The organism is Nonomuraea gerenzanensis (assembly GCF_020215645.1).
Classification (GTDB): Bacteria; Actinomycetota; Actinomycetes; order Streptosporangiales; family Streptosporangiaceae; genus Nonomuraea; species Nonomuraea gerenzanensis.
Genome location: NZ_CP084058.1, coordinates 4,257,163 through 4,281,173, shown reverse-complemented (window position 1 = coordinate 4,281,173; position 24,011 = coordinate 4,257,163). Strand labels below are relative to the sequence as shown.

Annotated in this window: 19 protein-coding genes, 1 pseudogene and 1 riboswitch; of the genes and pseudogenes, 10 read left to right on the top strand and 10 right to left on the bottom strand. The window is 72.0% G+C overall.

The genetic code is table 11. The features are described from left to right. Window positions 1-2: 2 nt before the first annotated feature. The gene (locus tag LCN96_RS20370; RefSeq protein WP_225274440.1) at window positions 3-947 is read right to left on the bottom strand and encodes a hypothetical protein; all 945 of its coding nucleotides are present in this window, start codon (window positions 945-947) and stop codon (window positions 3-5) included. Window positions 948-1,045: 98 nt separating this feature from the next. Here LCN96_RS20370 and LCN96_RS20365 point away from each other — a divergent pair, with 98 nt between their 5' ends. From LCN96_RS20365 to LCN96_RS20350, 4 genes are all read left to right on the top strand, one after another. Next, window positions 1,046-1,867, top strand: a complete 822-nt coding sequence (locus LCN96_RS20365) for an aldo/keto reductase (RefSeq protein WP_225274439.1) — start codon at window positions 1,046-1,048, stop codon at window positions 1,865-1,867. A gap of 86 nt (window positions 1,868-1,953) precedes the next feature. Beyond that, on the top strand, window positions 1,954-2,907 hold the full coding sequence (locus tag LCN96_RS20360; RefSeq protein WP_225274438.1) for a Gfo/Idh/MocA family protein: 954 nt from the start codon (window positions 1,954-1,956) through the stop codon (window positions 2,905-2,907). Between the two features lie 124 nt (window positions 2,908-3,031). Then, window positions 3,032-3,170: riboswitch (cyclic di-AMP (ydaO/yuaA leader) on the top strand. 12 nt (window positions 3,171-3,182) lie between these two features. Beyond that, window positions 3,183-3,890: a CHAP domain-containing protein gene (locus tag LCN96_RS20355; RefSeq protein WP_225274437.1), complete on the top strand. Its 708-nt coding sequence runs from the start codon at window positions 3,183-3,185 to the stop codon at window positions 3,888-3,890. A gap of 175 nt (window positions 3,891-4,065) precedes the next feature. After that, on the top strand, window positions 4,066-4,836 hold the full coding sequence (locus LCN96_RS20350) for a DUF6928 family protein (RefSeq protein WP_225274436.1): 771 nt from the start codon (window positions 4,066-4,068) through the stop codon (window positions 4,834-4,836). 4 nt (window positions 4,837-4,840) lie between these two features. On the opposite strand, the gene LCN96_RS20345 is transcribed toward LCN96_RS20350, so the two are convergent. Then, a complete protein-coding gene (locus tag LCN96_RS20345) occupies window positions 4,841-5,704 on the bottom strand; it encodes an alpha/beta fold hydrolase (RefSeq protein ID WP_225274435.1) in 864 nt (287 codons plus the stop codon). Window positions 5,705-5,795: 91 nt separating this feature from the next. Between LCN96_RS20345 and LCN96_RS20340 the strand changes: the two genes are divergently transcribed. After that, window positions 5,796-6,350 carry a CGNR zinc finger domain-containing protein gene (locus tag LCN96_RS20340; RefSeq protein WP_225274434.1) on the top strand — a complete coding sequence of 185 codons (555 nt, stop codon included), beginning with the start codon at window positions 5,796-5,798 and terminating at the stop codon, window positions 6,348-6,350. Between the two features lie 9 nt (window positions 6,351-6,359). Here LCN96_RS20340 and LCN96_RS20335 read toward each other — a convergent pair whose 3' ends face one another. Both LCN96_RS20335 and LCN96_RS20330 read right to left on the bottom strand, forming a co-directional pair. Next, window positions 6,360-8,156, bottom strand: a complete 1,797-nt coding sequence (locus LCN96_RS20335; RefSeq protein ID WP_225274433.1) for an ABC transporter ATP-binding protein — start codon at window positions 8,154-8,156, stop codon at window positions 6,360-6,362. Continuing rightward, on the bottom strand, window positions 8,153-9,901 hold the full coding sequence (locus tag LCN96_RS20330) for an ATP-binding cassette domain-containing protein (protein ID WP_225274432.1): 1,749 nt from the start codon (window positions 9,899-9,901) through the stop codon (window positions 8,153-8,155). The genes LCN96_RS20335 and LCN96_RS20330 overlap by 4 nt, the downstream gene beginning before the upstream one ends. 125 nt (window positions 9,902-10,026) lie before the next feature. Here LCN96_RS20330 and LCN96_RS57425 point away from each other — a divergent pair. Next, window positions 10,027-10,473, top strand: a pseudogene (locus LCN96_RS57425) (LysR family transcriptional regulator substrate-binding protein); the annotation flags it as partial. 102 nt (window positions 10,474-10,575) lie between these two features. On the opposite strand, the gene LCN96_RS20320 reads toward LCN96_RS57425, so the two are convergent. The 3 genes from LCN96_RS20320 to LCN96_RS20310 form a co-directional block, all read right to left on the bottom strand. Next, entirely contained in the window at window positions 10,576-12,078 is a 1,503-nt protein-coding gene (locus LCN96_RS20320; protein ID WP_225274431.1) for a hypothetical protein, read from the bottom strand. Between the two features lie 229 nt (window positions 12,079-12,307). Then, the gene (locus LCN96_RS20315) at window positions 12,308-12,655 is read right to left on the bottom strand and encodes a hypothetical protein (protein WP_225274430.1); all 348 of its coding nucleotides are present in this window, start codon (window positions 12,653-12,655) and stop codon (window positions 12,308-12,310) included. Between the two features lie 272 nt (window positions 12,656-12,927). Next, a complete protein-coding gene (locus tag LCN96_RS20310; RefSeq protein ID WP_225274429.1) occupies window positions 12,928-13,845 on the bottom strand; it encodes an NADP-dependent oxidoreductase in 918 nt (305 codons plus the stop codon). 103 nt (window positions 13,846-13,948) lie between these two features. On the opposite strand from LCN96_RS20310, the gene LCN96_RS20305 reads away from it, so the two are divergent. Beyond that, window positions 13,949-14,632 (top strand): TetR/AcrR family transcriptional regulator, encoded by a 684-nt coding sequence (locus LCN96_RS20305; protein ID WP_225274428.1) that lies wholly within the window; start codon window positions 13,949-13,951, stop codon window positions 14,630-14,632. 327 nt (window positions 14,633-14,959) lie between these two features. Continuing rightward, window positions 14,960-15,592 (top strand): LuxR C-terminal-related transcriptional regulator, encoded by a 633-nt coding sequence (locus LCN96_RS20300; protein WP_225274427.1) that lies wholly within the window; start codon window positions 14,960-14,962, stop codon window positions 15,590-15,592. A 154-nt stretch (window positions 15,593-15,746) separates the two neighbouring features. On the opposite strand, the gene LCN96_RS20295 is transcribed toward LCN96_RS20300, so the two are convergent. Together LCN96_RS20295 and LCN96_RS20290 are read right to left on the bottom strand one after the other, a co-directional pair. Beyond that, the gene (locus LCN96_RS20295; protein WP_225274426.1) at window positions 15,747-16,265 is read right to left on the bottom strand and encodes a hypothetical protein; all 519 of its coding nucleotides are present in this window, start codon (window positions 16,263-16,265) and stop codon (window positions 15,747-15,749) included. A gap of 48 nt (window positions 16,266-16,313) precedes the next feature. Further along, entirely contained in the window at window positions 16,314-20,912 is a 4,599-nt protein-coding gene (locus tag LCN96_RS20290) for a hypothetical protein (RefSeq protein WP_225274425.1), read from the bottom strand. 276 nt (window positions 20,913-21,188) lie between these two features. Here LCN96_RS20290 and LCN96_RS20285 point away from each other — a divergent pair, with 276 nt between their 5' ends. Both LCN96_RS20285 and LCN96_RS20280 read left to right on the top strand, forming a co-directional pair. Next, window positions 21,189-21,629, top strand: a complete 441-nt coding sequence (locus LCN96_RS20285) for a YciI family protein (protein WP_225274424.1) — start codon at window positions 21,189-21,191, stop codon at window positions 21,627-21,629. A gap of 194 nt (window positions 21,630-21,823) precedes the next feature. Further along, window positions 21,824-23,074 (top strand): RNA polymerase sigma factor, encoded by a 1,251-nt coding sequence (locus LCN96_RS20280; RefSeq protein WP_225274423.1) that lies wholly within the window; start codon window positions 21,824-21,826, stop codon window positions 23,072-23,074. On the opposite strand, the gene LCN96_RS20275 is transcribed toward LCN96_RS20280, so the two are convergent. Continuing rightward, entirely contained in the window at window positions 23,071-23,685 is a 615-nt protein-coding gene (locus LCN96_RS20275) for a hypothetical protein (RefSeq protein ID WP_225274422.1), read from the bottom strand. The genes LCN96_RS20280 and LCN96_RS20275 overlap by 4 nt on opposite strands. Between the last annotated feature and the right edge of the window lie 326 nt (window positions 23,686-24,011).

The following is a 24,011-nucleotide window of genomic DNA, read 5'->3' as shown; positions in this document are numbered from 1 at the left end:
TTTCAACTGGACACTCCGGTCAAATGCGATCGCAGGGCGGGGGCCGCCCTGCTGGTCCACCAGTCATCGGGAACGTCCACGGGCTCGACGGCGACGCCGCGCGGGCTGAGCAGCACCCGCAGCGAGGTGATCGCCGTCGAGGGCAGGCTGAGCACGCGCTGGCCCGGGTCCAGGCCGCGCAGCGTCAGCTCGGCGGGCACGCCTGCGTCGTGGACGGTGATGCCGGGGCGCTCCCGGATCAGGGCGACGTCCACGGGGTCCTCGCGGCGGTGCGGGTAGTAGGCCAGCGGCTCGCGCGCGGCGAGGTCGGTCAGCCAGCGCAGGTAGTGGTCGCGGTGCACCAGGCCGTTGCGGACCAGGGAGGTGCCGAGCACGACCGTGCGCTCGGCCGGGCCCTGGGCGCTGGGCGGCTGGGCCCGCAGCCAGGCGAAGTCGTGGCGGACGAGGTCGACGCCGGCCTGGCGGACGGCCTCGGCCAGCTTGTCGTCCACGCTCAGGGCGGTGAAGACCGACACCTTGCTGTACCGCAGCCGCAGCGCCGCCGCCAGGCCGAGCGCCGAGCGCAGCCTGGTGGGGTGGGCGCGGGCGCGCAGCAGCGGCCGGTACGGGCCCGCGGCGAGCAGTTCGAGCAGCCGCAGCGTGGCCAGCCCGTCATCCACGATGACGATGCGGCCCGGCCGGGAGGTGAGCCAGCGCAGCTGCACCTTGCCGGAGAAGGCGTCCCCCACGGCCTGCACGCGCCTGGGCATGCGCTCGCGCGGCTCGGCCAGCACCAGCCCGTCCGGCAGTCCCAGCGAGCGCAGCTCGCGCCGCGTGGCCTTCAGCGGCCGCAGGCCCGCCCGTGGCACGACAGCCGTCTCGGGGCCGAGAAGCCCGGCGTGGTGGGCCTCGACGGCGCACAGCATCTGGAGCGGGGACTCCACCCAGGCCGACGCCTGTTCGACCACTCGTTGCCCTCCCAGCGGGGTGATGGCGCGTTAACGACCGCTTCAAGCTAGCCCCACCGCCTTAAGCCCTCAGAAACGCGGCGTGAACAATGGAGGGTATGAATTCGCTCATGCTCAACACCGACGGCGTGCAGATCCCGCAGCTCGGATACGGGGTCTGGCAGGTCCCTGCCGAGGAGGCCGAGCAGGCCGTCACCACCGCGCTCAAGGCCGGCTACCGCCACATCGACACCGCCTCCGCCTACGGCAACGAGGAGGGCGTGGGGCGGGCCGTGCGCGACAGCGGCCTGCCGCGCGAGAAGGTGTTCGTCACCACGAAGCTGTGGAACGGCGACCACGGCCGCGCCGAGGCCGCCTTCGACGAGAGCCTCGCCAGGCTGGGCCTGGACCACATAGACCTGTTCCTCATCCACTGGCCCGTGCCGCAGCAGGACAAGTACGTGCAGGCGTGGAAGGCGATGGAGAAGATCTACCGTGACGGCCGCGCCAGGGCCATCGGGGTCTCCAACTTCACGGTGCGGACGCTCACCCGGCTCATGGACGAGACCGGCATCACACCCGCCATCAACCAGATCGAGCTGCACCCGTACCTGCAGCAGCGCGAGATGCGCGCCTTCCACGAGGCCAACGGCATCCTGACCGAGGCCTGGAGCCCGCTGGGGCAGGGCAGGGGGCTGCTGTCGGACCCGGCGCTGTCGGTGCTGTCGGGCAAGTACGGCAAGACGCCCGCGCAGATCGTGCTGCGCTGGCATCTGCAGCTCGGCAACGTGGTGATCCCCAAGTCGGTGACGCCCGCGCGGATCGCGGAGAACATCGACGTGTTCGACTTCATCCTCGACACCGAGGACCTGTCGGCCATCGGGGCTCTGAACAAGGGGCAGCGGCTGGGGCCGGACCCCGACACGTTCAACATGACCTGAGTGACGGGCGTGACATTTGTGACGCCACGCCTTTAATTACATATCCCCCCATAACTCTCTCTTTACCTCCCATATAACATCTCCGGGTGCGAGACTTCACTTGGGGAATTGCGGCCACCGGCGGGATCGCCCGTACCGTGGGGGCCGCCATCGCGGCGGAGCCCGGCATGCGGGTGGCCGCCGTCGGCTCACGGGATCTGGCCAGGGCGCGGGCCCTGGCCGCCACGCTGGGGGCGGAGTCGGCGTACGGCTCCTACGAGCAGCTGTGCGCCGACCCGGGGGTGGACGCGATCTACGTGGCCACCCCGCACGCGCAGCACCTTCAGGTGGCCGAGCCGGCCATCGCCGCGGGTAAAGCCGTGCTCTGCGAGAAGCCGCTGGCCGCCACCGTGGACGACGCGGAGAAGATGGTGCGCCTGGCGCGCGAGGCGGGCGTGTTCCTGATGGAGGCGATGTGGACGCGGTTCAACCCGCTCATCCAGCTCATCGCGGCCGATCCGCGCTTCGGCGAGCTGCGCTCGGTGCAGGCCACGTTCGGCTTCGCCGCGCCCTACGACCCCGCCCACCGGCTGTGGGCGCCGGAGCTGGGCGGCGGGGCCCTGCTCGACCTGGGGATCTACCCGTTCGGGCTGGCCCAGCTGCTCCTCGGCATGCCCGCTGACCTGCGCATCACCGGCTCCCTGGCCCCGAGCGGGGTGGACGCGGAGGCGGCCGGCGTGTTGCTCTACCCCGGCGGCGCACACGCTCTCGTGGCCGCTTCATTGCTCGGGAATTACCCGAACACGGCGTGTGTTGTAGGTACTCAGATGCGGGCGGACATCCCGGCGCCGTTCTGGGCTCCGCAGCGGATCGTTCTCACCGGGCCCTCCATGGAGCCGGAAGAGCACGTGCTCGATCCGGCGGACAACGGATACGCCGGAGAGCTCCGCGAAGTCCGCGCCGCCACGGCCGAAGGCAGGACCGAATCCTCGATCATGCCTCTTGACGAATCCCTTGCCATGATGGGGCTTCTGGCCGACGCTCGCAGGCAATTCGCCTAGCCGGGCTTTTATGGATTTGTAATCCTCTTGCCTCATGTATTACCTTATGGGGCAACTCGGGGCATACGTCCGGTTTGTCCGGCTATGTCAGACCATCGCAAGAAAGATCGCAAATCGCAGGATAGTCCTGCGACCGCTGAATCCGCCTCCTGGCGGAACCGGGGACCCATGTGTCTTTGGGGCGAATCGGCACTCCGGTGCCGTAGGGCAGCTTCCACGCCCGAGCCCGTCAGCTAACCCGGTAAGCGGCATGGAAGCAAGGAGCACCTCCCTCGATGGCCAAGCACCGTTTCAACGCTGTCTCGAAGACCAACATCGCCCGCGCCGCCCTCGGCGCCACCGTCATCGCCTCGGCCCTCGGCGTCAACGCCATGACCGCCAACGCCGACACCGCCACCGGCGTCGCCGCGGCCACCGCCGCGAAGCACCCGGCCACCGCCATCGCCGCCCACAAGGCGGGCGCGGACGACCGTACCGAGACCAAGATCAACGTTACCGCTGACCAGGTACTGGCCATGGCCAAGGCCCAGGTCGGCACCAGCGAGAACGCCGCCGGCGGCGGCACCAAGTTCCAGCAGTGGTACGCCGCCTCGCAGCGCGCCGGCGAGACCGTCGCCCGTGACGGCGGCAACCGCGCCGCTTACCTGAACGCCGCCTGGTGCTCGATGTTCGTCTCCTGGGTCGGCGAGCAGACCGGCGCCCGCCCGCAGGTCGGCTGGGACGCCTACACCGTCGCCCACGCCAAGTGGTTCGCCGCCAACGACCGCTTCGGCACCGTCGCCAAGCCCGGCGCCGTCGTGTTCTTCGCCTGGGACGGCGGCAAGAGCCTGAGCGACATCCAGCACGTCGGGTTCGTCGTGAAGGACAACCAGAACGGCACCATCTCCACGATCGAGGGCAACACCGGCAACGGCAAGGTCGAGGAGCGCATCCGTCCGAAGTCGCAGGTCGTCGGCTACGGCTACCCGCAGTACGCTTCCTGACGGAACGTTCCAGGCGCGAGCACGAGCCTCCGCCTTCCATGCGACGCGACGAGCGCGCGTCCCCACCTGGGGGACGCGCGCTCGTCGCGTTCTCAGGGCTTCGCCGCCGCGGGCTTTTGTCGGACGGGCTCGCTACTTTGCCTCTTCCGAGCACCCGCCTCCGAAGGAGCCCCGCATGGGAGCCAAGACCGGCGTCATCGCCTACTCCTCCCCCGGCAACCCCCTCCCCCGCCTCCTGCGCACCCCCGGCCGCCCGGACGAGACCGCCACCAGGGCCCTGATCGAGCGGTCCTTCCCCGGCTGGCACATCACACAGGCCGAGCCCGGCAACCTCCTCGACCACATCCGCCCACCCGAGGACCTCGCCTACGCCACCAGCTTCCCCGGCGTGGACCTCGTCTGCTGCGACCACTTCATGATCGACAACCCGTCGCAGCTCCCCGCCCACCTCATCGAGGCCGGCAGGGGCCGCCGGCTCGTCCTGCACGCCATGCACAGCGTCGTCGACTGGCTGGCCTTCGCCGTCTGGGAGGACGGCCGCCTCATCCGCTCCCTCAGCCTCTCTCCCGACAGCGGCGTCATCGAGAACCTCGGCGACCCCTTCCCGTTCGAGCTGCCCTACTGGAACGGCGAGCACCCCGTCCTGCCCACGCCCGGCCGGCCGGACGAGGGCCCGTACCCGCTGCCGTTCCACCCGCTGGAGCTCGGCGAGGACGCGCTGCGCGAGTTGCTGGGCTTCACCATCGAGGGCTCGATCGAGCCGGACGACGCGGAGCCCGAGGACGTCGAGCTGCTCGGCTTCACCGTCATCGACCCGGACGGGCCGGCCCCCGAGGAGCGGCGCGCGCAGACCGAGGAGCTGACGGCGCAGATGGGCGAGCCCAGGATCTTCCGCTACCAGCCCGACGGCTCCGTCAAGGAGGTCACCTGGGACGACTTGGGCTGACGGATCAACCCCACACCCGGTCGAGGAAGCCGCCGATGAGCGGCGCGATCTCCGGCAGGTGCGTCTCCAGCGCGAAGTGCCCCGTGTCGAACAGATGCAGCTCCGCCTCGGGCAGGTCGCGCAGGTAAGCGCGCGCTCCCGGCTCGGGGAAGAACGGGTCGTGGCTGCCCCACGTGATGAGCGTGGGCGGCGTGTGCTCGCGCAGCCACGCCTGCCACCTCTCGTAGCGGGCCACGTTGGAGTGGTAGTCGAAGGCGAGCGCGACCTGCGCCTCCTTCCGGCCGGGCAGGTCGAGGAAGTGCTGGTCGAGTGTCCAGCCGTCCGGGGCGATCACGGACGGGTCGGGGACGCCGGTCTCGTACTGGCTGCGGGTGCCCTCCAGGGTGAGCAGCTCGCGGATCGTCCCCTCGGCCCCCGGCGTCTCCGGGCGCAGCGCGACGAAGTCCCGTGCCCCGTCGGACAGGCCCTCGGTGTAGGCGTTGCCGTTCTGCACCACCAGCCCCGCGATCCACTCCGGGTGCCGCTCCGCCAGCCGGAAGCCGACCGGGGCGCCGAAGTCGAAGACGTACATGGCGAACCGGGTGAGCCCGAGCGCGCGCACGAAGCCCTCGGTGACGTCGGCGAGGCGGTCGAAGGTGTAGGTGAAGCCGTCCGGGGTCTCGGTTTGGCCGAAGCCTGGGTAGTCGGGGGCGATCAGCCGGTAGCGGCTGCCGAGGGCGTCCATCAGGCGGCGGAACTGGTGTGAGGAGGACGGGAAGCCGTGCAGGAGGAGCAGCACGGGGGCGTCGGCGGGGTCGGGGCGCGACTCACGGTAGAAGACGCGGACGCCGTCGATGTCGAGGTGCCGGTGGGTGATCTCAGGCAGCATCAGGCTTCCTAATTCCTTTGGGGCGGGATGATGCATTAGGTATAGCGTGAATTCTTCTAATGGGTCAACCCGGCCATGTAGCATTAGAGACATGAGTGATCTCGACGCGCTGACCGGGGAGCCGCTGGCTCTGGACCTGGTGAACACCCGCACAGCCGTCGGTGATCTGCTGGCGACGCCCGAGGACCTGCGAGGCTGGCTGCGGCTCCAAGCGGATCGGCTCCCGCCGACCGGTGAGCTGACCCATGACGACCTGGCCGCCGTGCGGCGCGTGCGTGAGCACACCGCCCGCGCCCTCGGCCACGCCCGGCGCGGCACCGAGCCACCGGCGGCCGACCTGGAGGCGCTCAACGAGGCCCAGCGCGCCGCGCCCGCCATCACCGAGCTGTCCTGGAGCGGCGCGGCCGTCACCGCGACCCGCCGCCGCGCCGACGGCCAGGCCGGGGTGCGGCTGGCGGCCTGGCTGGCCGAGGCGGCGGCCGAGTTGCTGGCGGATCCGGCCGTGACCAGGGTGCGCGAGTGCGAGGCGGACGACTGCGTGATGGTGTTCCTGCCCGCGCATCCGCGCCGCCGCTGGTGCTCGGCGGCCCGCTGCGGCAACCGGGTCCGGGTCGCCCGCCACTACCAGCGGCACAAGCCGGCGTGACAGCCTCGCTCAGGCCGGGTACGCGTCGCGCTGCACGGTGTACAGGTCGGCGTACGGGCCCGGGCTGGCGATGAGGTCGGCGTGGGTGCCCCGCTGGACGATGCGGCCGGCGTCCAGGACGACGATCAGGTCCGCCGTGCGCACCGTGGGGAAGCGGTGGGTGATCAGGAGGGTGACGGCGCCCGGGTGACGGCGAGCCGCCTGCGCGTAGCGGGCGAAGACCGCGCTCTCGGTCGCGGCGTCCAGGGAGGCCGTCGGCTCGTCCAGGACGAGGAGGAGCGGGGAGCGGCGCATCGCGGCGCGGGCCAGGGCGAGCTGCTGCCATTGGCCGCCGGACGGGCGGTGGCCGCGCTCGAAGGTGTCGCCCAGCTCCGTGTGCAGGCCGTCCGGCAGAGCCGCGATGAGGCCGCTGGCGCCCGCGCGGGCCATCGCCGCCACCACCGCCGCGTGCTCGCCGAGGCGGGGCAGGTCGCCCACGCCGACCGTCTCGGCGGCGGTCAGCTCGAAGCGGGCCAGGTCCTGGAAGACGGCGCTGACGCGCTGCCGCCACGCCTGCGGTGTCAGGTCGTGGAGGGGGACGTCGTCCGCCCGGATCTCGCCCCGGTCGGGGTGGTAGAGGGCGCACAGGAGCTTGGCCAGGGTGGTCTTGCCCGAGCCGTGCGCGCCGACCAGGGCGACGGTGGCTCCGGCGGGCAGGTGCAGGTCGAGGTCGTGCAGGATCCGGCGGGTGGTGCCCGGGTAGGTGAAGGACACCCGGTGCAGGGTGATGCCGTCGGTGAGCCGCTCCGGAAGGCGGGCGCCTGCGCCTTCAGGCGGCGAAGACCGGCGGGCGTAGGTGCGCAGCCAGGTCAGGCGGGTGGCGGCGCGCAGGCCCGCGGTGACCGCGCCGAAGTGGAACGCGAGCCGCGACGCCTGCGTGACGAACTGCACCCCCACCGTGGCCACCAGCACGAGATCCCCCGCCGTGGCCAGCCCTTCACGGGCCAGCCAGGCGACGCAGCCGAGGGCTGCCACGTACCCGCCCAGGAACGTGGCCGAGCCCGCGAACGTGAGCAGCCCCGCCCGGATCCCGGCCCGCGCCTGGACCTCCGACACCTCCTCCCAGTGCCGGACGGCCATCCCGTCCAGGGCGGGCGCGGCGCCGCTGAGGCGTACCTCCTTGGCGGGCTCCGCGGCCGTGACCGTCTCCGACAGGTGCTGCTCCAGCCGACCGGCCTCGGCGGTGCGCTCGGCGGCGGTGTCGAGGTGGCTCGCCGCGCGGCCCCGTACCAGCAGGGACGGCAGGACGGCGCCCCCGAGCAGGAGCGGCAGCAGCGGATGCACGGCGGCCATCAACGCCACGCCGAGCCCGATCTGCGCCGCGTGCTCCACCACCAGCGCCACCGCCCACACGGCGAAGTAGAGCTGCCCGCTCTCCTCGCGCAGCGTGCGCAGCCGGTCGAGGTAGGCGGGGCGCTCCAGGTGCTCGATCGTGGGGATGCCGGCGGTGAGCGTGAGGATCTCCTCCTGGACGGCCAGGCCCATGCGCTCGGCCAGCTCCTGCATCAGGGCCAGCTCGGCCCGCCCGAGCGCGACGCCCGCCGCGAGCGCGGCCCCGGCCGCCAGGGCCCACAGCGCCGCCTGGGCGGGGTGGCCGGAGGTGGCGGTGTCGGTCAGCTCGCGCAGGAAGACGCCCACCAGGCCGTGGCTGACCGCGCCCGACAGGAGGAACGCCGCCAGGACGAGCCCCGCCCGCCGGTCCGTGCGCCAGGCCAGGAGCAGCAGGGTGCGCAAGGCGCCCCGCGGCCGCCCGGACGCGGCGGTCATCGATCGTCCCTGGTGATCAGGTCCGCCTGGAGGCGGTACCAGCGCGCGTACCGGCCCGCCGAGGACATCAGCTCGGCGTGGGCGCCCTGCTCGGCGATCGCGCCGCCGTCCAGGACGACGATGCGGTCGGCGCGCCGTACGGTGGCGAAGCGGTGCGAGATGAGCACCAGGGTGCGGCCCCGGGTGCGGTCCAGGAGGCGCTCGAAGACCTCCCGCTCGGCGCGGGCGTCCAGGTGGGCTGTCGGCTCGTCCACGATCAGGGCCCGGCGGGGGTCCGCGTTCAGCGCGTACACGGCCCGGGCCAGGGCCACCTTCTGCCACTGGCCGCCCGAAAGGTCGCGCCCGCCGGTGTAGGCGCGGGACAGTGGGGTGTCCAGACCGTCCGGCAGGAGGTGCGGCAGGTCGCGGGCGTCTACCGCGTCCAGCGCGGCGAGCACGTCGGCGTCCGTGCCGTCGAAGGCGGGGTCGCCGAGGCGGATGTTGTCGCGCAGCGGGAGCGGGTAACGGACGAAGTCCTGGAACACCACGGCTGCCGGGGTGGTGGTGGCGGTGCCGTGGTGCGGGGTGTAGAGGCCGGTGAGCAGCTTGACCAGGGTGGTCTTGCGGGCGCCGTTGCGGCCCACGATCGCCAGCCGCTCCCCCGGGCGTACTTCGAGGTCGAGGCCCTCCAGCACCGGGGTCGTGGCGTGGGGGTAGGTGAAAGTCACTCCGGTGAGCGAGATGCCGCCGTGCGGGGCAACCTCCAGAGGCGATGAACGGGGCGGCACGGGAGGTGGCGAGGCGGGTGCGGGTCTCAGGAGGCGGGTGACGGCGCCGTACGGCCAGGCCCCGTGGGCGAGGTCGAACATGTGATGACCGCCCGCCCCGTACGCGAACACCAGCAGCCCCGCCACCACCCCCTGCGCCAGCTCCCCCGCCCCCAGCCGCCCCACCCCCGCCTCCCACCCCAGCACGGCGAAGACCCCGCAGGCGGCGAGCGCCTGCACCCCCAGCACCCACCCGTACCCCCGCACCACGGCCCGCCGCCCGCGCACCTGCGGCGCCAGATACGCCCGCATCACCCCCACATACCGCCCGACGAAGAACGACTCCAGCCCGAAGACCCGGATCTCCTTGGCCGCACCACCCGGCCCGCCCGCCACCTCGGCCAGATAGCCGGCCCGAAGCCGGCGCCGCGCCTGCTCAGGGCTGTCGGCCAGCGACTCCGCCCCCTCCGGCCCGACCAGCATGGCGGCGATGCGCCGGTTCTGCGCCACGGACAGCGTGAGCGCGGCGGCCCCCAGCCACCACACGTGCGCGGACAGCACCCCCGCCCCCAGCACCGCCGACGCCAGCCGGCCCACCTCGCCCGCCGCCGCCACCGCCGCGGCTCCCGCCGTCCGGCCCCGGTGCCCGACGAGCGCCAGCCGCACGTCGGCCTGCACCTGCGCACTCTCCAGGTGCACCGCCGGCATGGCCGCGGTCGCGGCGCGCACCCGGGCACGCAGCACGCCGTCCACGCGACGGGTCACGGCGGCCCCGGCGGGCTCGCGCAGCGCCGTGCAGAGCTCCTGTGCGAGCAGCATCACCAGCAGCGCGACCAGCGCGCCGGACCCGCCGCCGGAAGCCAGCAGGCCGAGCGGGACCGTACTGAGCGGCCCCAGCACTCCCGCCCCCGCGCCGAGCACCGCGAACGGCACCACCCGCCGCGCCCCGGCCAGCGGCAGCAACCGGATCAATCCAATGTGACCACATCGGTCTGCCATGCACGCGACCGTAACCCTGCCGCACCCGGCCGGTCAAACCAATGTGATCACACTGAGAAAAGGCGGCGAGGGCCTCGGCGATCCCCTCCGGGTCGTTCTCCATGGGGATGTGACCGGCCCCCTGGATGCGCACCCATCCAGGACCGGCCGACCCGCGCGTCCGTCCAGGGGTCGAGGTAGCCGGCGGTCTCCTGCTCGGAGGCCGGGCGGGCCGGCGCGGCGGTGACCGCCGTGCGCCGCCCCTGCCCGCCCCCGGCCTGCACACCGCGCACCTCAGCACGCACGACATGGTGTGCGTGCTCCCGGCCGGCGACCCGCTCGCCGCCGGCCCGTCCGTGCGCCTGCCCGACCTGGCCGGACGGCCGTTCCTCCTGACCACCGCCGGCTGCCGGCCGCTGATCATGGGCGCGGCGCTCGCAGCCGGGGTGAGCCTGGACGTCGCGTTCGAGGCCGCCGGGCCGGCCGCCATCCTGGAGATGGTGGGCGCGGGGCTGGGCGTCGGCATCGTGCCCACGCTGGGCCTGCCCGCCGGCCTGCCCGGGGTCGTCACCCGGCCGCTGGAGCCGGAGGTGACGCGGTCGCCGGCCCTGGCCGTCCCGTCGCTGGAGGACTGCGCGCCCACGGCGCGCGCCTCCTGGACGAGCCGGGCGCCTTTACAAAGTAGAGTTCCTCCGTCAGGGGCGGTTGAGCGTACGGGCCACGGCAGTGGCGATCGTGGTGGCGAGAACCCAGCCCGCCACCGTGAGCCCCAGCGCGACCGCCTTCGCCGCCCCGGCGGGGTCCCAGGCGGTGTCGTGTCCCAGGCTCACCAGCGGGACGAGCAGATCCAGGGCGTACAGGAAGGGATCCCACGCCGGATGCTCGTCGGGCTTCACCGGACACGCGCCCGCGCTCCCTCGGCAGCGGAGGGTGGAGAAGTAGAGCGTGCCGAGCGTGAGCAGGACGGCGACGCCGATGGCCGCCCGCCACGGCTGGTAGCCGTATCCGAGAACGAGGTCCTGGACCCGCCCCCACCACCGCTGCGCCAGGCCCCGCCCGGCCGCGGCCTGGCGGAGCTTCTCACGCTGCACCTGCCCCGCTTCCCGGTCCAGGCCGGAGGCCCGGTAGGCGGAGGCGAGCTGCTCGTACGGATGCGGCGTGTAGACGTCACAACCGCGGCGCAGCCAGGCCAGCCGCTGCCGGGCCGAATGCGGCGGCAGCGGCCGGAGGCGCTCGTAGACGGCGCCGTCGAGCTCCGTCCGCGGGCCGGCCTCGGAGAGATCGCGCAGCGTCCCGATGCGGGCGTTGCGCAGCGACACCGTGCCCACGCTGCTCGCGGCCGGGGTGAGGACGACCTGGCCCACCTGGGCATCCGTCAGGTCGATCATCATCTCTCCCGGCTCTGCCGCTTGCACCACCGTGCCCGCCAGGTCCAGCTCTCCGGTGATCACGCTGCCCCGCAGGCCGATCGGGCCGGTCACCGTGCAGGAGGCGGCGCACACGTGCCCGACGGTGGCTCGTTGCAGCCAGATCCCGTCGCCGATCCGGGCGGCGAACAGGTCGATCTCGTTCACCTGGGCGCCGGCGAAGTTGAGCGACCCGCCGACGACGAGGCCCGGGCCCGGTCGTTCCGCGTGCCGGTGCCAGTTTCGGCCGTTGAAGTCGCCGCCGACGATGACCAGGTTGGCGTTCAGCAGGCCGCCGACGCAGGTCCGGTCCAGGTCGACATCCAGCTCGACGCGGCTGCCCTGGAGCCACACGTTCCCGGCGACGCGGGTGTCGCGCATCTGGAAGGTTCGTGCGCGCAGCACCTCGGCCGACAGCCCCGGTAACCGGCACCCGTTCAGCAGGACACTCTCCACTGAGGCCAGCGTCAGGTCGAGGTCGCCCTCGAAGGAGCATCCGATGAGGTCCAGGCCGCAGTCGATGACCGCGCCGCGCAGGGTGAGCGGGCCCGTCACGCGGGCGCCGGCGAGCCGCAGCGACCGCACGCGGCCGGTGGCCGCCGCGGGGCCGTCCAGTAACAGGGCCGCGATGACCTCCGACCGGATCTGGCGCTCGCGGGGCCATGCAGGGCCGGTCGCGGGGTCGTCCTGTGCCGGGACGCCGATGCGCAGGTCCAGCTCCTGCCCCTCCCTGAAAGCTCGCCACAGCCGCCGCTCGGCTGCGTTCCAGCCCCGGGGAGGACGTCCCTGCACGATCACTCCTCTCCTCGGCCGCGCCGTCGTGGGCCTGCCGTTCCCGGTGCGCCGGCCACAGAGCCCGCCTCAAGCGTTCCCGGGGTGAGCCGCGCCAATGCCCGCCCTCGGGCCGTGGAGCGGTTGTCCGGGGAGGTGTCAGGTACAGGGGGTGATGGTGCGCTCCGCCACGGTGTCAATCGGAGCGTCCAGAGCCGCGGACAGGCGAAGCTGATCGATCGCTGCTGGTTCAGCAGGCGTCTCCTTCTCCCGAACGGGGCCGTACGGTCATCTCCGTACAGGGCGGCACCCGAACGGTGTACGTGACGGAGGTCCGATCGCCGGCGGTGACCCAGACGATGACCCAGACGATGACCCACGTGGAGTTGGCGTTGCGCAGGCCGGCCTCCATGAACGCGTCGCCCGACGCCCAGGCCGTGACTCTCTGCCCATTGGCCGCCCTGGCCTCATACGCGGCCTGAGCCTTCGCCGCTGCCCGCTCCTTCTGGTCTTCGGCTCGCTGCGCCAGTGCGTCGGCGCGTTGCCGCTGGCTGAGCGAGAGCGCGTTCAGCGAGATGACCGGCGCCGGGATGGACATGAGGCCGGCGATGACGCTGGTGAGGGCGGCCCACCATTGGACGTTCCGACGGACGTCGAGGACTCTGCGCCGTGGCCGTGGCCGTAGCGGGGGGCGAGCGACGAGCCGGGCGGTGGCGCGTGCGGAAGGGCGCGGGTCCGTCGTGCGCGGCGGCCAGGGCCGTCTCCGAGCCGTCATGATCCGATATCGGACGGTGACGAGCAAGCGTTAGGCGTCGGCCAGGGGCGGTAACGGTCCCGGCACCGAGGCGTGCACGCGCCTGCCGCACCCGCTCAGGGCCGTACCTGAATGACGGTCTTGCCCTTGCGCCGCTCGGCCGGGTTGAGCGCGGGGATGGCGTCGTCGAGGGCCACGACGGCTCCGATGTGCGGGCGGAGGCGCCCGTCGCGCACCCGCTCGACGATCTCCACCAGCTGACTCGGGACGGACTCGACGACGAAGTCCACCGCCAAGCCGTCGGCCGGGCGAGCCTCCACGGGGCCGACCACCGACACCAGCGTCCCGCCGGGCCGGACGATGCTCGCCGAGCGCCTCTGGACGTCACCGCCGATGACATCGAAGACCAGGTCCACCCCGCCGAGGTCGTCGAGATCGTCGTGGCCGAGGTCGAGGAACTCGTTCGCGCCGAAGTCGAGCGCCGCCTGGCGGTCCGCCGCCCGGCCGGTACCGATCACGTAGGCGCCGAACTCCCGCGCGAGCTGCGTCACCACGGAGCCGACCGCGCCGGCGGCGCCGTGCGCGAGGACGGTCTGCCCCGCCCGAAGACGACCGTGCTGGAACAGGCCCTGCCACGCGGTCAGGCCGGAGATCGGCAGGCTCGCGCCCACCGTGAAGTCGACGTCGCCCGGCAGCGGCGCGAGGTTGCGTGCCTCCACCGCCACGTACTCGGCCAGCGTTCCGTCGCGGTGCCAGTCCGTGATCCCGAACACCCGCTGGCCCAGCGAGAGCCCCGTCGTGCCGTAGCCGAGGGCGGAGACCACCCCGGCGAACTCGTGGCCGATGATCGCCCGGGTGCGATCGCGGCCGGAGCGATCGACCCAGGTCGAGGGCCACTCCCACTCCGCGGGCACGAAGCCCGACGCGTGGACCGCGACGACGACGTCGTTGATCGCCGGCGTCGGCTCAGGCCGCTCCGCGAGGGTGATCCCGGCCGCTTCGGCGGCCTGGTCCGTCGCGACGATCGCTTTCATGAGTGCCTCCGTGAATCTCGTTTTTGGGCCTGCCAGCCCACTAACGGCAGTCAACAGGGCACAGATATGGGCTGTCAAGCCCAATTTGGGTATGGTGTGTGTCATGGAAGCCACAACGGAGCCCCGGGCGCCGCAGAAGCTCACGAACAAGGGGCAGGCGACCCGCGCCCGCATCCTGGAGCACGCCGCGGAGCTGATCTACACCAAGGGCGTCCACGCGACGAACAACGAGCAGCTCCGTCGCGCGGCGGGCATCAGCGGGTCACAGCTCAACCACTACTTCCCGACCAAGGAGAGCCTGGTCCTCGCGGTCATCGAGTGGCAGGCCGAGCGCGTCCTCACCTTTCACCGCAGTGAGCGCTTCGCCCGCTTCGAGAGCCTCGACGCGCTTCGGGAATGGGCGGGCTTCTACATCGCCTACGAGCGCTCCTACCAGGAGGGTTGCAGCCTCGGCTCGCTCGCCGCCGAGATCATCAAGACCGATCTCGACGTACGGGAGGAGCTGGCGGGCGCGTTCGAGCAGTGGAGGGACGTCTTCCGGGATGGGCTCGTACGGATGCAGGGGCTCGGCCGCATCAGCGTCGAGGCGGATCCGGCCCGGCTGGCGCATCTTCTGCTGTCCGCCTTTCAGGGCGGCATGCTTCTCGCCCAGGTCGCCCGTGACATCGCCCCGTTGAAGGACGCGCTGCTGGCAGCCATCGAGCACGTGGAGACATTCGCGGTGCCCCCTGGTGCCGGTGTACGCGCGCCGGCCGCGTTGGGCGAGGCCATCGACGTCCCGTCGTAGGGGATGCGGCGGCCTCCTGCTGGGGAAGTCCGCCGCCACCTTGCCGTCATAAAGCACGCACCGCGCCTTTCCCGTACAACCAGAGCCTGGTCGGGCTGGGACGTAGGCGGAGACGGCCCCGTAGTGCTCGGGGTAGAGCTCCTCGAAGCGCCGCCGTTCGGCTGCTCCCACGTCGTCTTCCTTCTGATCCGGAATCTCATATGAGGGTAGATGTCCGGCTTTGTTGTGATGTGACAGCGGGGTTGACGGACGGCCTCTCCAGGGTCAGTCTCGATCTCATACCGTGCAGAATCTTCGTCTTGGGGGCAGACGAGTGGAGAACGGGCATTGCATGACGAGCTGACCCGTGTCGTCGTCATGGTGGAGGGGTCGCTGCTGCAGGCCGTGGCGTTCGGGGCGCTCCTGCGGGAGATCTCCTCGGATCTCAGCGTGCTGACCGTGGCGCGCCGGCTCGACGAGTACCGGCGTGCGGTGGAGGCGCGCGTTCCGGACATCGCGCTGCTCGACGTGCGTTCGCTGCATCCGATGTTGCTGCAGGTCGTCCGGCGGCTGCGGGAGACCGTGCCGACGGTGAAGATCGTGCTGGTGGTGGGCGCCATCGACCCGGGCGGTGCGCGGGAGGTGATGCGGCTCGGGGTGAGCGGGCTCTTCTCCGGTGAGGCCGATCCGCGTGGCCTGTTACGCGGGCTCAAGGTGATCGGCGCCGGTGACGTCGTGCTGGACGGGGTCGCCTCCGGGCTGGTCTTCCGCGAGCCGGGCGGGCCCGTGCCTGAGCTGACCGCGCAGGAGCTGCGGATTCTGCGGCTGGTGGCGCGGGGGTTGCGTAATGACGAGATCGCCCGGCGGCTCGCCATCAGTCAGTCGACGCTCAAGCGCAATCTCAGGCCGATTCTGACCAAGCTGGATGCGACCGATCGGGCCGGCGCGCTTCTGGCCGCCGCCCGGGCCGGCCTCCTCTGACAGGCGACGGATCTGGCAGGCAGCGGGTCCGGCAGGGCGACGGGCCCGGCGAGTGGCGGGTCTGGCAGGACGACGGGCGCGGCAACTGGTTGGCCTGGCAGGTGACGGGCCCGCCTCCGGTGCGGTCGTGCCGGCCGGAGGCGGGTCCGCGGGGTCAGCCCTGCTGTGCGCCCACCTGCACCCTGGCGTGCGCCTCCCCCGGGATCGGGCGCAGCACGCTCACCTGGAAGTCGTACTCGCCGACCATCGGCACCACCACCTCGGCCGCGTACCAACCGGCCTTGCCCGGTACCTCGGCCATCGTGACCGGCCCCTTGCGGTGCGCCATCGGCATCGCGACCATGTCGGCGTACATGGCCACGCTCGCCCGCCCGAGCGGGTCGTAGGTCCGGGTGCTGACCTGAGCCTCCACCCTGACCTTGAGATCCCCCAGGTGGCGGGCCGCGACGTGCACGGCCGCGGCGCCCGCCGGCGCGGAGGCGGTGGGGCTCGGCCCTGCCACGGGCGGGGCGGGGGCCGGGTCCGTCACGGCGAACGCCAGCGCCGCGATCAGCGTGGCCACCGTCAGCCCCGACCCGGCGCCGACCAGGAGGCCGACGCGGAACGCCCGGGTGCGGAGCTGCCCGGCCGGATCCGGCCTGGCCGGCCGGACCCGCTTCCCCGTCTTCGTCATCGGAGTCCTCGTCATCGGAGTCATCGGGGTCCTCGCCATCGCATGCCCCTACTCCCCTCGCGATCGCGTGGCCGTACCGAACGGATGGTCCGGCAGCTCGATGAGGTCCGGCTGCTTGGCGGCCAGGACGCGGAAGATGCCCCACTGCCCGCCCGTGAGGTGGCGGGCCAGCGTGCCCGTGCGGTACAGGTAGTCGCCCGGGATGCCGGCGGGACCGCCCGCGCCGCCCGTCACGGCCGGGTCGAGGTGGATGTTGTAGGCGACCCCCGGGTTGAACTGGCCCTGGAAGGCGGCGATCTGCGACTGCGGGTCGTCGGGGGCGCGGCGCCAGGTGTGCCCGTGCAGGGCGAAGCCCGTCGAGCGGGGATCGCCGACCACCTGGGCCACGCGCAGCCGTACCGGATCCTTGGGGTAGGCCCGGAACAGCGGGGTCGCCGGGTCGCCGTGCACCGTGCTGGAGAAGATCTTCGCCAGGTCCTGGTTGCCGGCGTACCGGTGGCTCCACGGCTCGTTGCTGTAGTTGATCGCGAACTCGCCCTGGTCCTCGGGGTCGTCGGCCTCGCGGCTCGGGGTGAGCGCCAGGTCGAGGTTGTCGGGCACCGGCAGGTCGTCGGCGACGTTGCCGTTGGTGTCCTTGCGGAACAGCGACAGGTCGCTGTTCATCAGGATGACGTGCTCGCGGAAGTCCTTGCCGTTCGGGTCCACGATCACGGCGTCCACGCCGCTCCTCAGGTCGGCGCCCGTCTTCGGATCCTTGTACGTCGATCCCTTCGGCTCGATCACCAGGCCACCGAAGAGGCCGTGGTGGCCGTGGCCGAGGGGGTCGGCGTAGTCCTGGAGCACGCCGAGGCCCGTCGCGCCGTCCTCCTCCGGCGCGTACCAGCGCAGCAGGCGCGACTGCCCGACGTCCACGAGCGTGTCCGGGGAGTTCCAGCCGACGGAGGATCCCGCCCCCTGTACGTGGTAGTCGACCATGGCCGGTCTCAGGCCGACCTTCGCGCTGACCGGCATCGGCTTGAAGCCGGGCACGTTGTGCTCGTTCCTGGGCGGCTGGTCCAGGCACCCCGGCAGCGCGAACCCGCCCTGGGACGGGTCACGGAAGCCGAGCTGGCCGGGCTCCGTCCCCTCGAAGCAGTGCGGCTGCATCTTGGCCGGGTCGAGCTGGTTCTTCAGGGTGACCTCGACGCAGTCGCCGGCGTTGGCCCGGATCACCAGGGGCTCGGCCTTCTTCGTGCCCGCCTTGATCGCCGCCACGTCCTCCTCCAGCGCGTACATCGCCCCGCGCGGGTCGTGGTCACCGGCCTTGTTGTAGGTGATGTCGTGGTTGAAGGCGACGACGGTGTACTTCTTGATCGGCGCGGTGATGGTGCCGTCGGAGGTGTGCGGGCAGGGGTTGTTCTCGCCGACCACCGGTAGCCTGGCCTGCTCCCGGGGATTCTGGGCGACGGGCGCGGGGTTGGCGCAGGGCGGCGGATCACTCCCGGGCAGGAGCTGGAGCGTGCCGGTGTAGGACTGGAAGCCGTTGCAGCCGCGCACCTCCAAGACTCCCCAGGTGCCCAGGAACCAGTCGTCGGCACCGCCGTAGTTGTAGAGGTAGGAGCGTACGAAGAACGGGTCTCCGGCGTTGGGCAGCTCGTAGCCCATCTCCATGCGCATCTCGAAGTACTCCAGCATGCCGATGTGCTGCGCCTGCACCAGGGGCGACTGCGGGTCGTTGGGCTCCTGTCTCCACCGGAACCTGTCCAGGTTGAACCCGTGGGACTCCTCCTGCGAGAGCTGGAACAGCCGCCACTTGACCTTGTCCCCCTCGTACGCCCGGGGGATCGGCGTGTTGGGCAGGCTCTCCGCCCGGAACATGCCCGCCGGGTCGAAGGCGCGCCGGGCCTCGAACGGCTGCAGCCGGTAGTTGATGCCCATCACGCCCTGGTCGTCGGCGCTGGAGGGGAACTTGGCCGGGAAGATCGGCACGCCCTGCGGGGTGACGAACCGGTCGTCGTTGGGATCGTTCGCGTCGGCCGGCTTGAACATCGGCACGTGGTCCTCGATGAACAGCGAGACGTTCCGGTAGGACTCACCATCGGTGGGTCTGCCGTGATAGTCGGTCGTGGGAGCGCACCGCACGTCGACGATGGTGCCGATGCTGACCTGCGCGCCCGACTCCGAATCGTGGAACGTGCAGCCGGGCGGATGGATGGTGGCCCCGCCGAACAGGCCGTTGTCCTGGTGCACGTTGGGGAAGAAGTGGTCGTGGAAGGAGTTCGTCGCGGTGTCGGCGTGCACGAAGTCCCGGTAGGTGTACTTCTTGTTCGGCGCTGCGGCGTCGGCGCCCTGGTCGTAGTTCCAGCCGTTGGCCGCGCCGTCGGAGGACAGCACGTCGAACTGGACCATGTGCTGGTGGATGCCCACCTCGTTGGTGATCTGCCGCCGGTCGAACACCGTGCCGCCGAAGTCGGCAGGCAGGTCGTTGCGCAGGTGGTAGACGACGCAGTCGCCCACGTTGAGCAGCGGTGAGAAGGGCTCCGGTTTCTCGCCGTTCCTGATCGCGGTGACCTTGGCGTCCCGCTCGGCCGACGTCGTGCCGCCTACGTAGATGCGGCTCTGCGGGTTGTTCCACTGGAGGGCCCCGCCGGTGTAGGTCTGCTGGAGCTGGATGGCCGAGACGTAGAACGTCTTGACCGGGATCGGCTTGCCGTCCGAGCGGGTGGCCGGGCACGGGTCCTGGAAGAACCCGCCGGGCACCTGGCCGCGGTCGTCGGCGGCGCGGATCTCGGCCGCGGTCGGCGGGAACGCGGCGCCGGTCTTCCGCTCGGCGACCGACAGCGGCGCCTTGGGCCCCTTGAAGCCGAACGCGCCCGGGATGAAGTGCGGGAACCCCGGCTCGTCCGCCGTGGGCGCCGGCGGCGCGGGATGGTCGGCGAGCGGGATCAGCCTGGGGATCTGGGTGGTGTCGGGGTTGCGCCGGGTGCCGTCCTCCAGTTTGTCGTACGTGCGGTTCAGCCCCCACATGCCGTTGGCGAAGTGCGGATACAGGTGGCAGTGGAAGATGATGTCGCCGAAGGTCGCCGGCTTGCCGTCGTGGGCGCTGCCGGCCCCGCCCTCCATGATCAGGGAGTAGTGCGAGCCCGGGCTGACCGCCTGCACGTCCAGCGCGTTGGTGACCGCGATGTGGTGGGTGGCCTTGCTGATCTCGTCCAGGCCGCCCTCGTCCTTCGGGTCGAACGGCCACCGGTTGACGTGCTGGTGGAAGGTGTGCGTCTCGAACTCGGCCGGGTGGATCAGCCGGAACTGCGTCGGCTCGCCCCGGTAGCTCGGGAAGACCAGGTCACCGCCGCCGGGGTCGCCGAACGGCCAGGACGACAGGCTCGTCTCCTCGCCGATGCACTCGGCGGCGTTGTAGCCCTGCGCGGCCCGGGTGGCGGCGGGACAGCCCACCTCCTCGCGGTTGAACCCCGGCTCGGCCCGGTAGTTGAACGCGAACCACTCCAGCTTCACCGGCACCTCGCCCTGCACGAGCGCGTCGGCGTCCCCGCCCGACAGGTCCGGCAGCGTGCCGGCCTTCAGTTTGGCCAGCTCCGCCGCGGTCGGCTCGACGCAGCTCCCGCTCTCCTCTTCCTCCTCGCGGCACAGCCGCGTCAGGATGCCCGGCTGCGCCTCCACCTCGTCGTGCATGAACACGACCTGCTCGCGGAAGTCCTTGCCGTCCGGGTTCCGGATGACGGCCCGGGTGCCGGACTTGAGCGGCTGCCCGGTCGAGGAGTCGACCCAGGTGGCGCCCGGCGGCTCCACCATGATCGCGCCGAAGGCGCCGAAGGCGTGGGAGCCGATGAAGTTGCCCGCCCCGGTCTGGTGGGAGCTCATGTCGGCGCCGTCCTTGAACTGGAACTCGCCCTCCACCCCGGCGAACAGCCGGTAGGACACCGACGCGCCCGGCGCGGCCGTGGAGGCCGGGTTGTGGCCGACCGCCGTGCCGTCGGAGGTGCTCACGTCGTAGGTCAGGCCGTCGAAGTGCATCGAGGCGTGCGGCGCCTTGGAGGTGTCGAACTGCACCTTGCGCGCCGACTTGGCGGGGGCGAACTGGCGCTTGGCCGTGGTGACCGCGCCCGGTGTGCCGACCAGCGTCTCCCCCGGCAGCGTGAAAACCGACTCGCCCGGGTCGAACTCCAGGTCGGGGGCGGGCTCGTGCAGCCGGTTGGTGAACCTGATCGCCACGCAGTCGCCCTTGTTGACCCGTAGGGTGAGCGGCTCGACGAGGTCACGCTGGGCGAACGGGTCGGCGGCCCGCTTGAAGGTGGACCGGACGGCGGCGACGTTCTCGTCCAGGACGTACATGCGTCCTTCGGGGACGACGTCGCCGAAGCGGTTGAGGAAGAGCGGGATGTTGATCAGGGACACGTCGAACGTCCTGACCGGGGCGCTCGACGAGCAGGGATCGGCCGCCAGGCCGGCGGCGGACGGGGCCCGCTCGGCCAGCGCCGCGCTGAAGCTCCAGATCCCTCCGCCCACCGCGACCAGCCACGCCGTTGCCAGCGCTCCCAGGAGCAGCCGCAGGCCGAGACCGCGGCGGCTGATCCTCATGAGCACGACGGCGAGCGCGATTCCCGCCAAGCCGACCGTGGACAGGTCGGCCACCGCATGGGAACCCACCATGCGCTCCTTTCACTGAGGGGTGCAGAAGAACTGGGCGTGCGGGCCACCCCGCCAGTACCGCGCGCGGCGGCGGCGCGATCAACGACGCGGGCGCAACCTGACCCCCGAGGTCCACAAGTCGGACCTGCCGGGCGGACGGGGTGACCGGGCGGGTCCACCTCCACGACCCGGGCCGGCCAGGGCGCACCCGGGCGAGAATGTGCACAAGCCGTGTCGATTCCCACCGCAGCCGTTCGACGCGTCGGTGAGCCGGTACGAATCCCGAAGGAGACACCGATGAAGTTCATGATCGTGGGCAAGGCCAGCGCCGAGACCGAGGCCGGGGCGCTGCCCAGCCAGGAGCTGGTCGACGACATGCACGCCTACAACGAGGAGCTGACCAAGGCCGGGGTGCTGCTGGCGGCCGAGGGGCTGTACTCCAGCTCGTACGGTGCGCAGATCGCTTACAGCGGCGGCAAGGCGAGCGTGATCGACGGGCCTTTCACCGAGGCCAAGGAGCTGATCGCCGGGTTCTGGCTGATCCAGGTCAAGTCGCGGGAGGAGGCCATCGAGTGGGCCCTGCGGGTGCCCGTGCCGCCGGGGGCCGAGGGGGTCGGGCTGGACGTGTGGCGCGTCTTCGACGCCTCGGACGTCCCGGACGACTCCTTGCCGCCGGCCGAGCGCGCCCGCGAGGAGGCGCTGCGCGAGCGCCTCGGCGTGGACGACACCGGCGCCTGACCGCGCCCCTGCCGGCGCGCCGCTGCCCACACGACGCATGACGGACGGCGGCGCGCCGGCGCGGCGCAGCCCGGGGCCCGCGAGGCACGGGCACAGGCGCCGGGCGCAGCGCGGCGCGAGGGGCGAGGTGCCGGGAGCGCGGCGCGGCGCGGGCTTGGTTTGCGTGGTGGGCGTCCGGCTGGTCTCATGGCCCGGTGACGGCTGCAGACACCCACCGTGCCATCGAGGCGGTCTGGCGGATCGAGGCGGCCCGGCTGATCGCCGGGCTCGCCGGGCTGGTGCGCGACATCGGCCTGGCCGAGGAACTGGCGCAGGACGCCCTGGTCGCCGCCCTGGAGCAGTGGCCGGAGTCGGGCGTGCCGCGCAATCCGGGCGCGTGGCTGATGACGGTCTCCAAACGCCGCGCCATCGACCTCATCCGCAGGAACGAACGCCTCCAGCGCAACCTCGTCGAGCTGGGCCACCGCCTCGACCTGGAGGAGGAGCCGCCGGAGGTCGACGAGATCGAGGACGACCTGCTGCGGCTGGTGTTCACGGCCTGCCATCCGGCGCTGTCGATGGAGGCCAGGGTGGCGCTGACGCTGCGCGTGCTGGGCGGCCTGACCACCGACGAGATCGCGCGGGCGTTCCTGGTCCCGGAGCCCACCGTGGCGCAGCGGATCGTGCGGGCCAAGCGCACGCTGGCCGACAAGCGGGTCCCGTTCGAGGTGCCGCAGGGCGCGGAGCTGGCGGGGCGCCTGTCGTCGGTGCTGGAGGTCATCTACCTGATCTTCAACGAGGGCTACTCCGCCACGGCGGGCGACGACTGGATGCGCCCGGGGTTGTGCGAGGACGCGCTGCGGCTGGGCCGCGTGCTGGCCGGGCTGATGCCGCGCGAGCCCGAGGTGCACGGCCTGGTCGCGCTGATGGAGATCCAGGCGTCGCGCTCGGCCGCCCGGGTGGGGCCGTCCGGCGAGCCGATCCTGCTGCTGGAGCAGAACAGGGCCCGCTGGGACCGCCTGCTCATCGGCCGCGGCCTGGCCGCGCTCGACCGCGCCGAGGAGCTGTCGGACGCGCCGGGGCCGTACACGCTGCAGGCCGCGATCGCCGCCTGCCACGCCCGCGCGCTCGCTGCGGAGGACACCGACTGGGCACGGATCGCCGCGCTGTACGAGGCGCTGGCGCGGATGTCGCGCTCCCCCGTCGTGGAGCTCAACCGGGCCGTGGCCCTGTCGATGGCGTACGGGCCGGTGGCGGGGCTGGAGCTGCTGGATCAGATCGTGGACGAGCCGTCGCTCAAGGACTACCACCTGCTGCCGAGCGTACGGGGGGACCTGCTGGTCAAGCTGGGGCGGGCGGAGGAGGCGCGGGGGGAGTTCGAGCGGGCGGCGGGGATGACGCGCAACACCCGCGAGCGTGCGCTGCTGCAGGAGCGCGCGGCCGCCTGCCGGGGTGATGGAGGCTAGGTGGTGGGGATCCGGACGATCGGCACGCCGTTGTAGTGGGCCTCCCAGGCCGTGGCTCCGACGAGGTTGAGCGGCTGCCTGATCAGCGTGGTGGCCGCGCCGTCCGCCCAGGTTCTGACCCGCTCGCGTGCCTCCGCCACCGCCAGGCGGCCGACGAGGTGGGTGATCACCGTGGTGCCGTCGACCATGCCCGAGTGGCACGCGAACGGCGGGTGGCCGTCGGAGGCCGCCTTGAGGGCTTGGTCGAACCCGGCACAGATGCCGTCGGCCGCCGCGCGCAGCTGCTCGGACGGCTGCTCGTATCCGGGCAGCAGCTCCCGTAGCAGGTGGCGCCCGTCATCGCCGGCCACGCAGTAGGAGGCGTTGGCCGGGACCGCGCCCGCGAGCGCCGCGGCGATCCGTGCCAGCAGCCCCTCTGCGTCGGCGCCCGCGGCTTCGGGGGAGGCGGCGGCGGCGCCGGCGGTGAAGATCTCGATGTCGATGTGCTCGCCGATCTCGCCGCTGCCCCCGCCCGTCACCTCACCCCTCGAGCCGAGGATCTCCTCGATGGTGTCCTCAAGGTCGAGTCTGGGCACCCGGGCGCCCCCGAGCCAGGAGAGGAACACGTCCACCGCGCCCACGCTACCCCCTCACAGCCGGTGACCGACCACCGTGACCGGCTGAAAAGGGCGGTGGTCGGGGGTGACATGCCCGGGATGTGACACGAAACATGCCTCTTGAGGTGGGAGCGCTCCCAATCGGCTCTTTGGGCTCTTTATGCCAAAAAAAGCAGTTTCTGGAGTCCAAACTGCACCATTGGTAACGGTTACGTTTCGCGGGATTGACGTGCACACCCGCTGAGTGCACCCTTTGTGGGAGCGCTCCCAAAGACTCCCACCGCGGCGGAGCGCGTGCCGCGGTGCACTCCCCCAACATTCACCCGAGAAGGGGTCCAGCA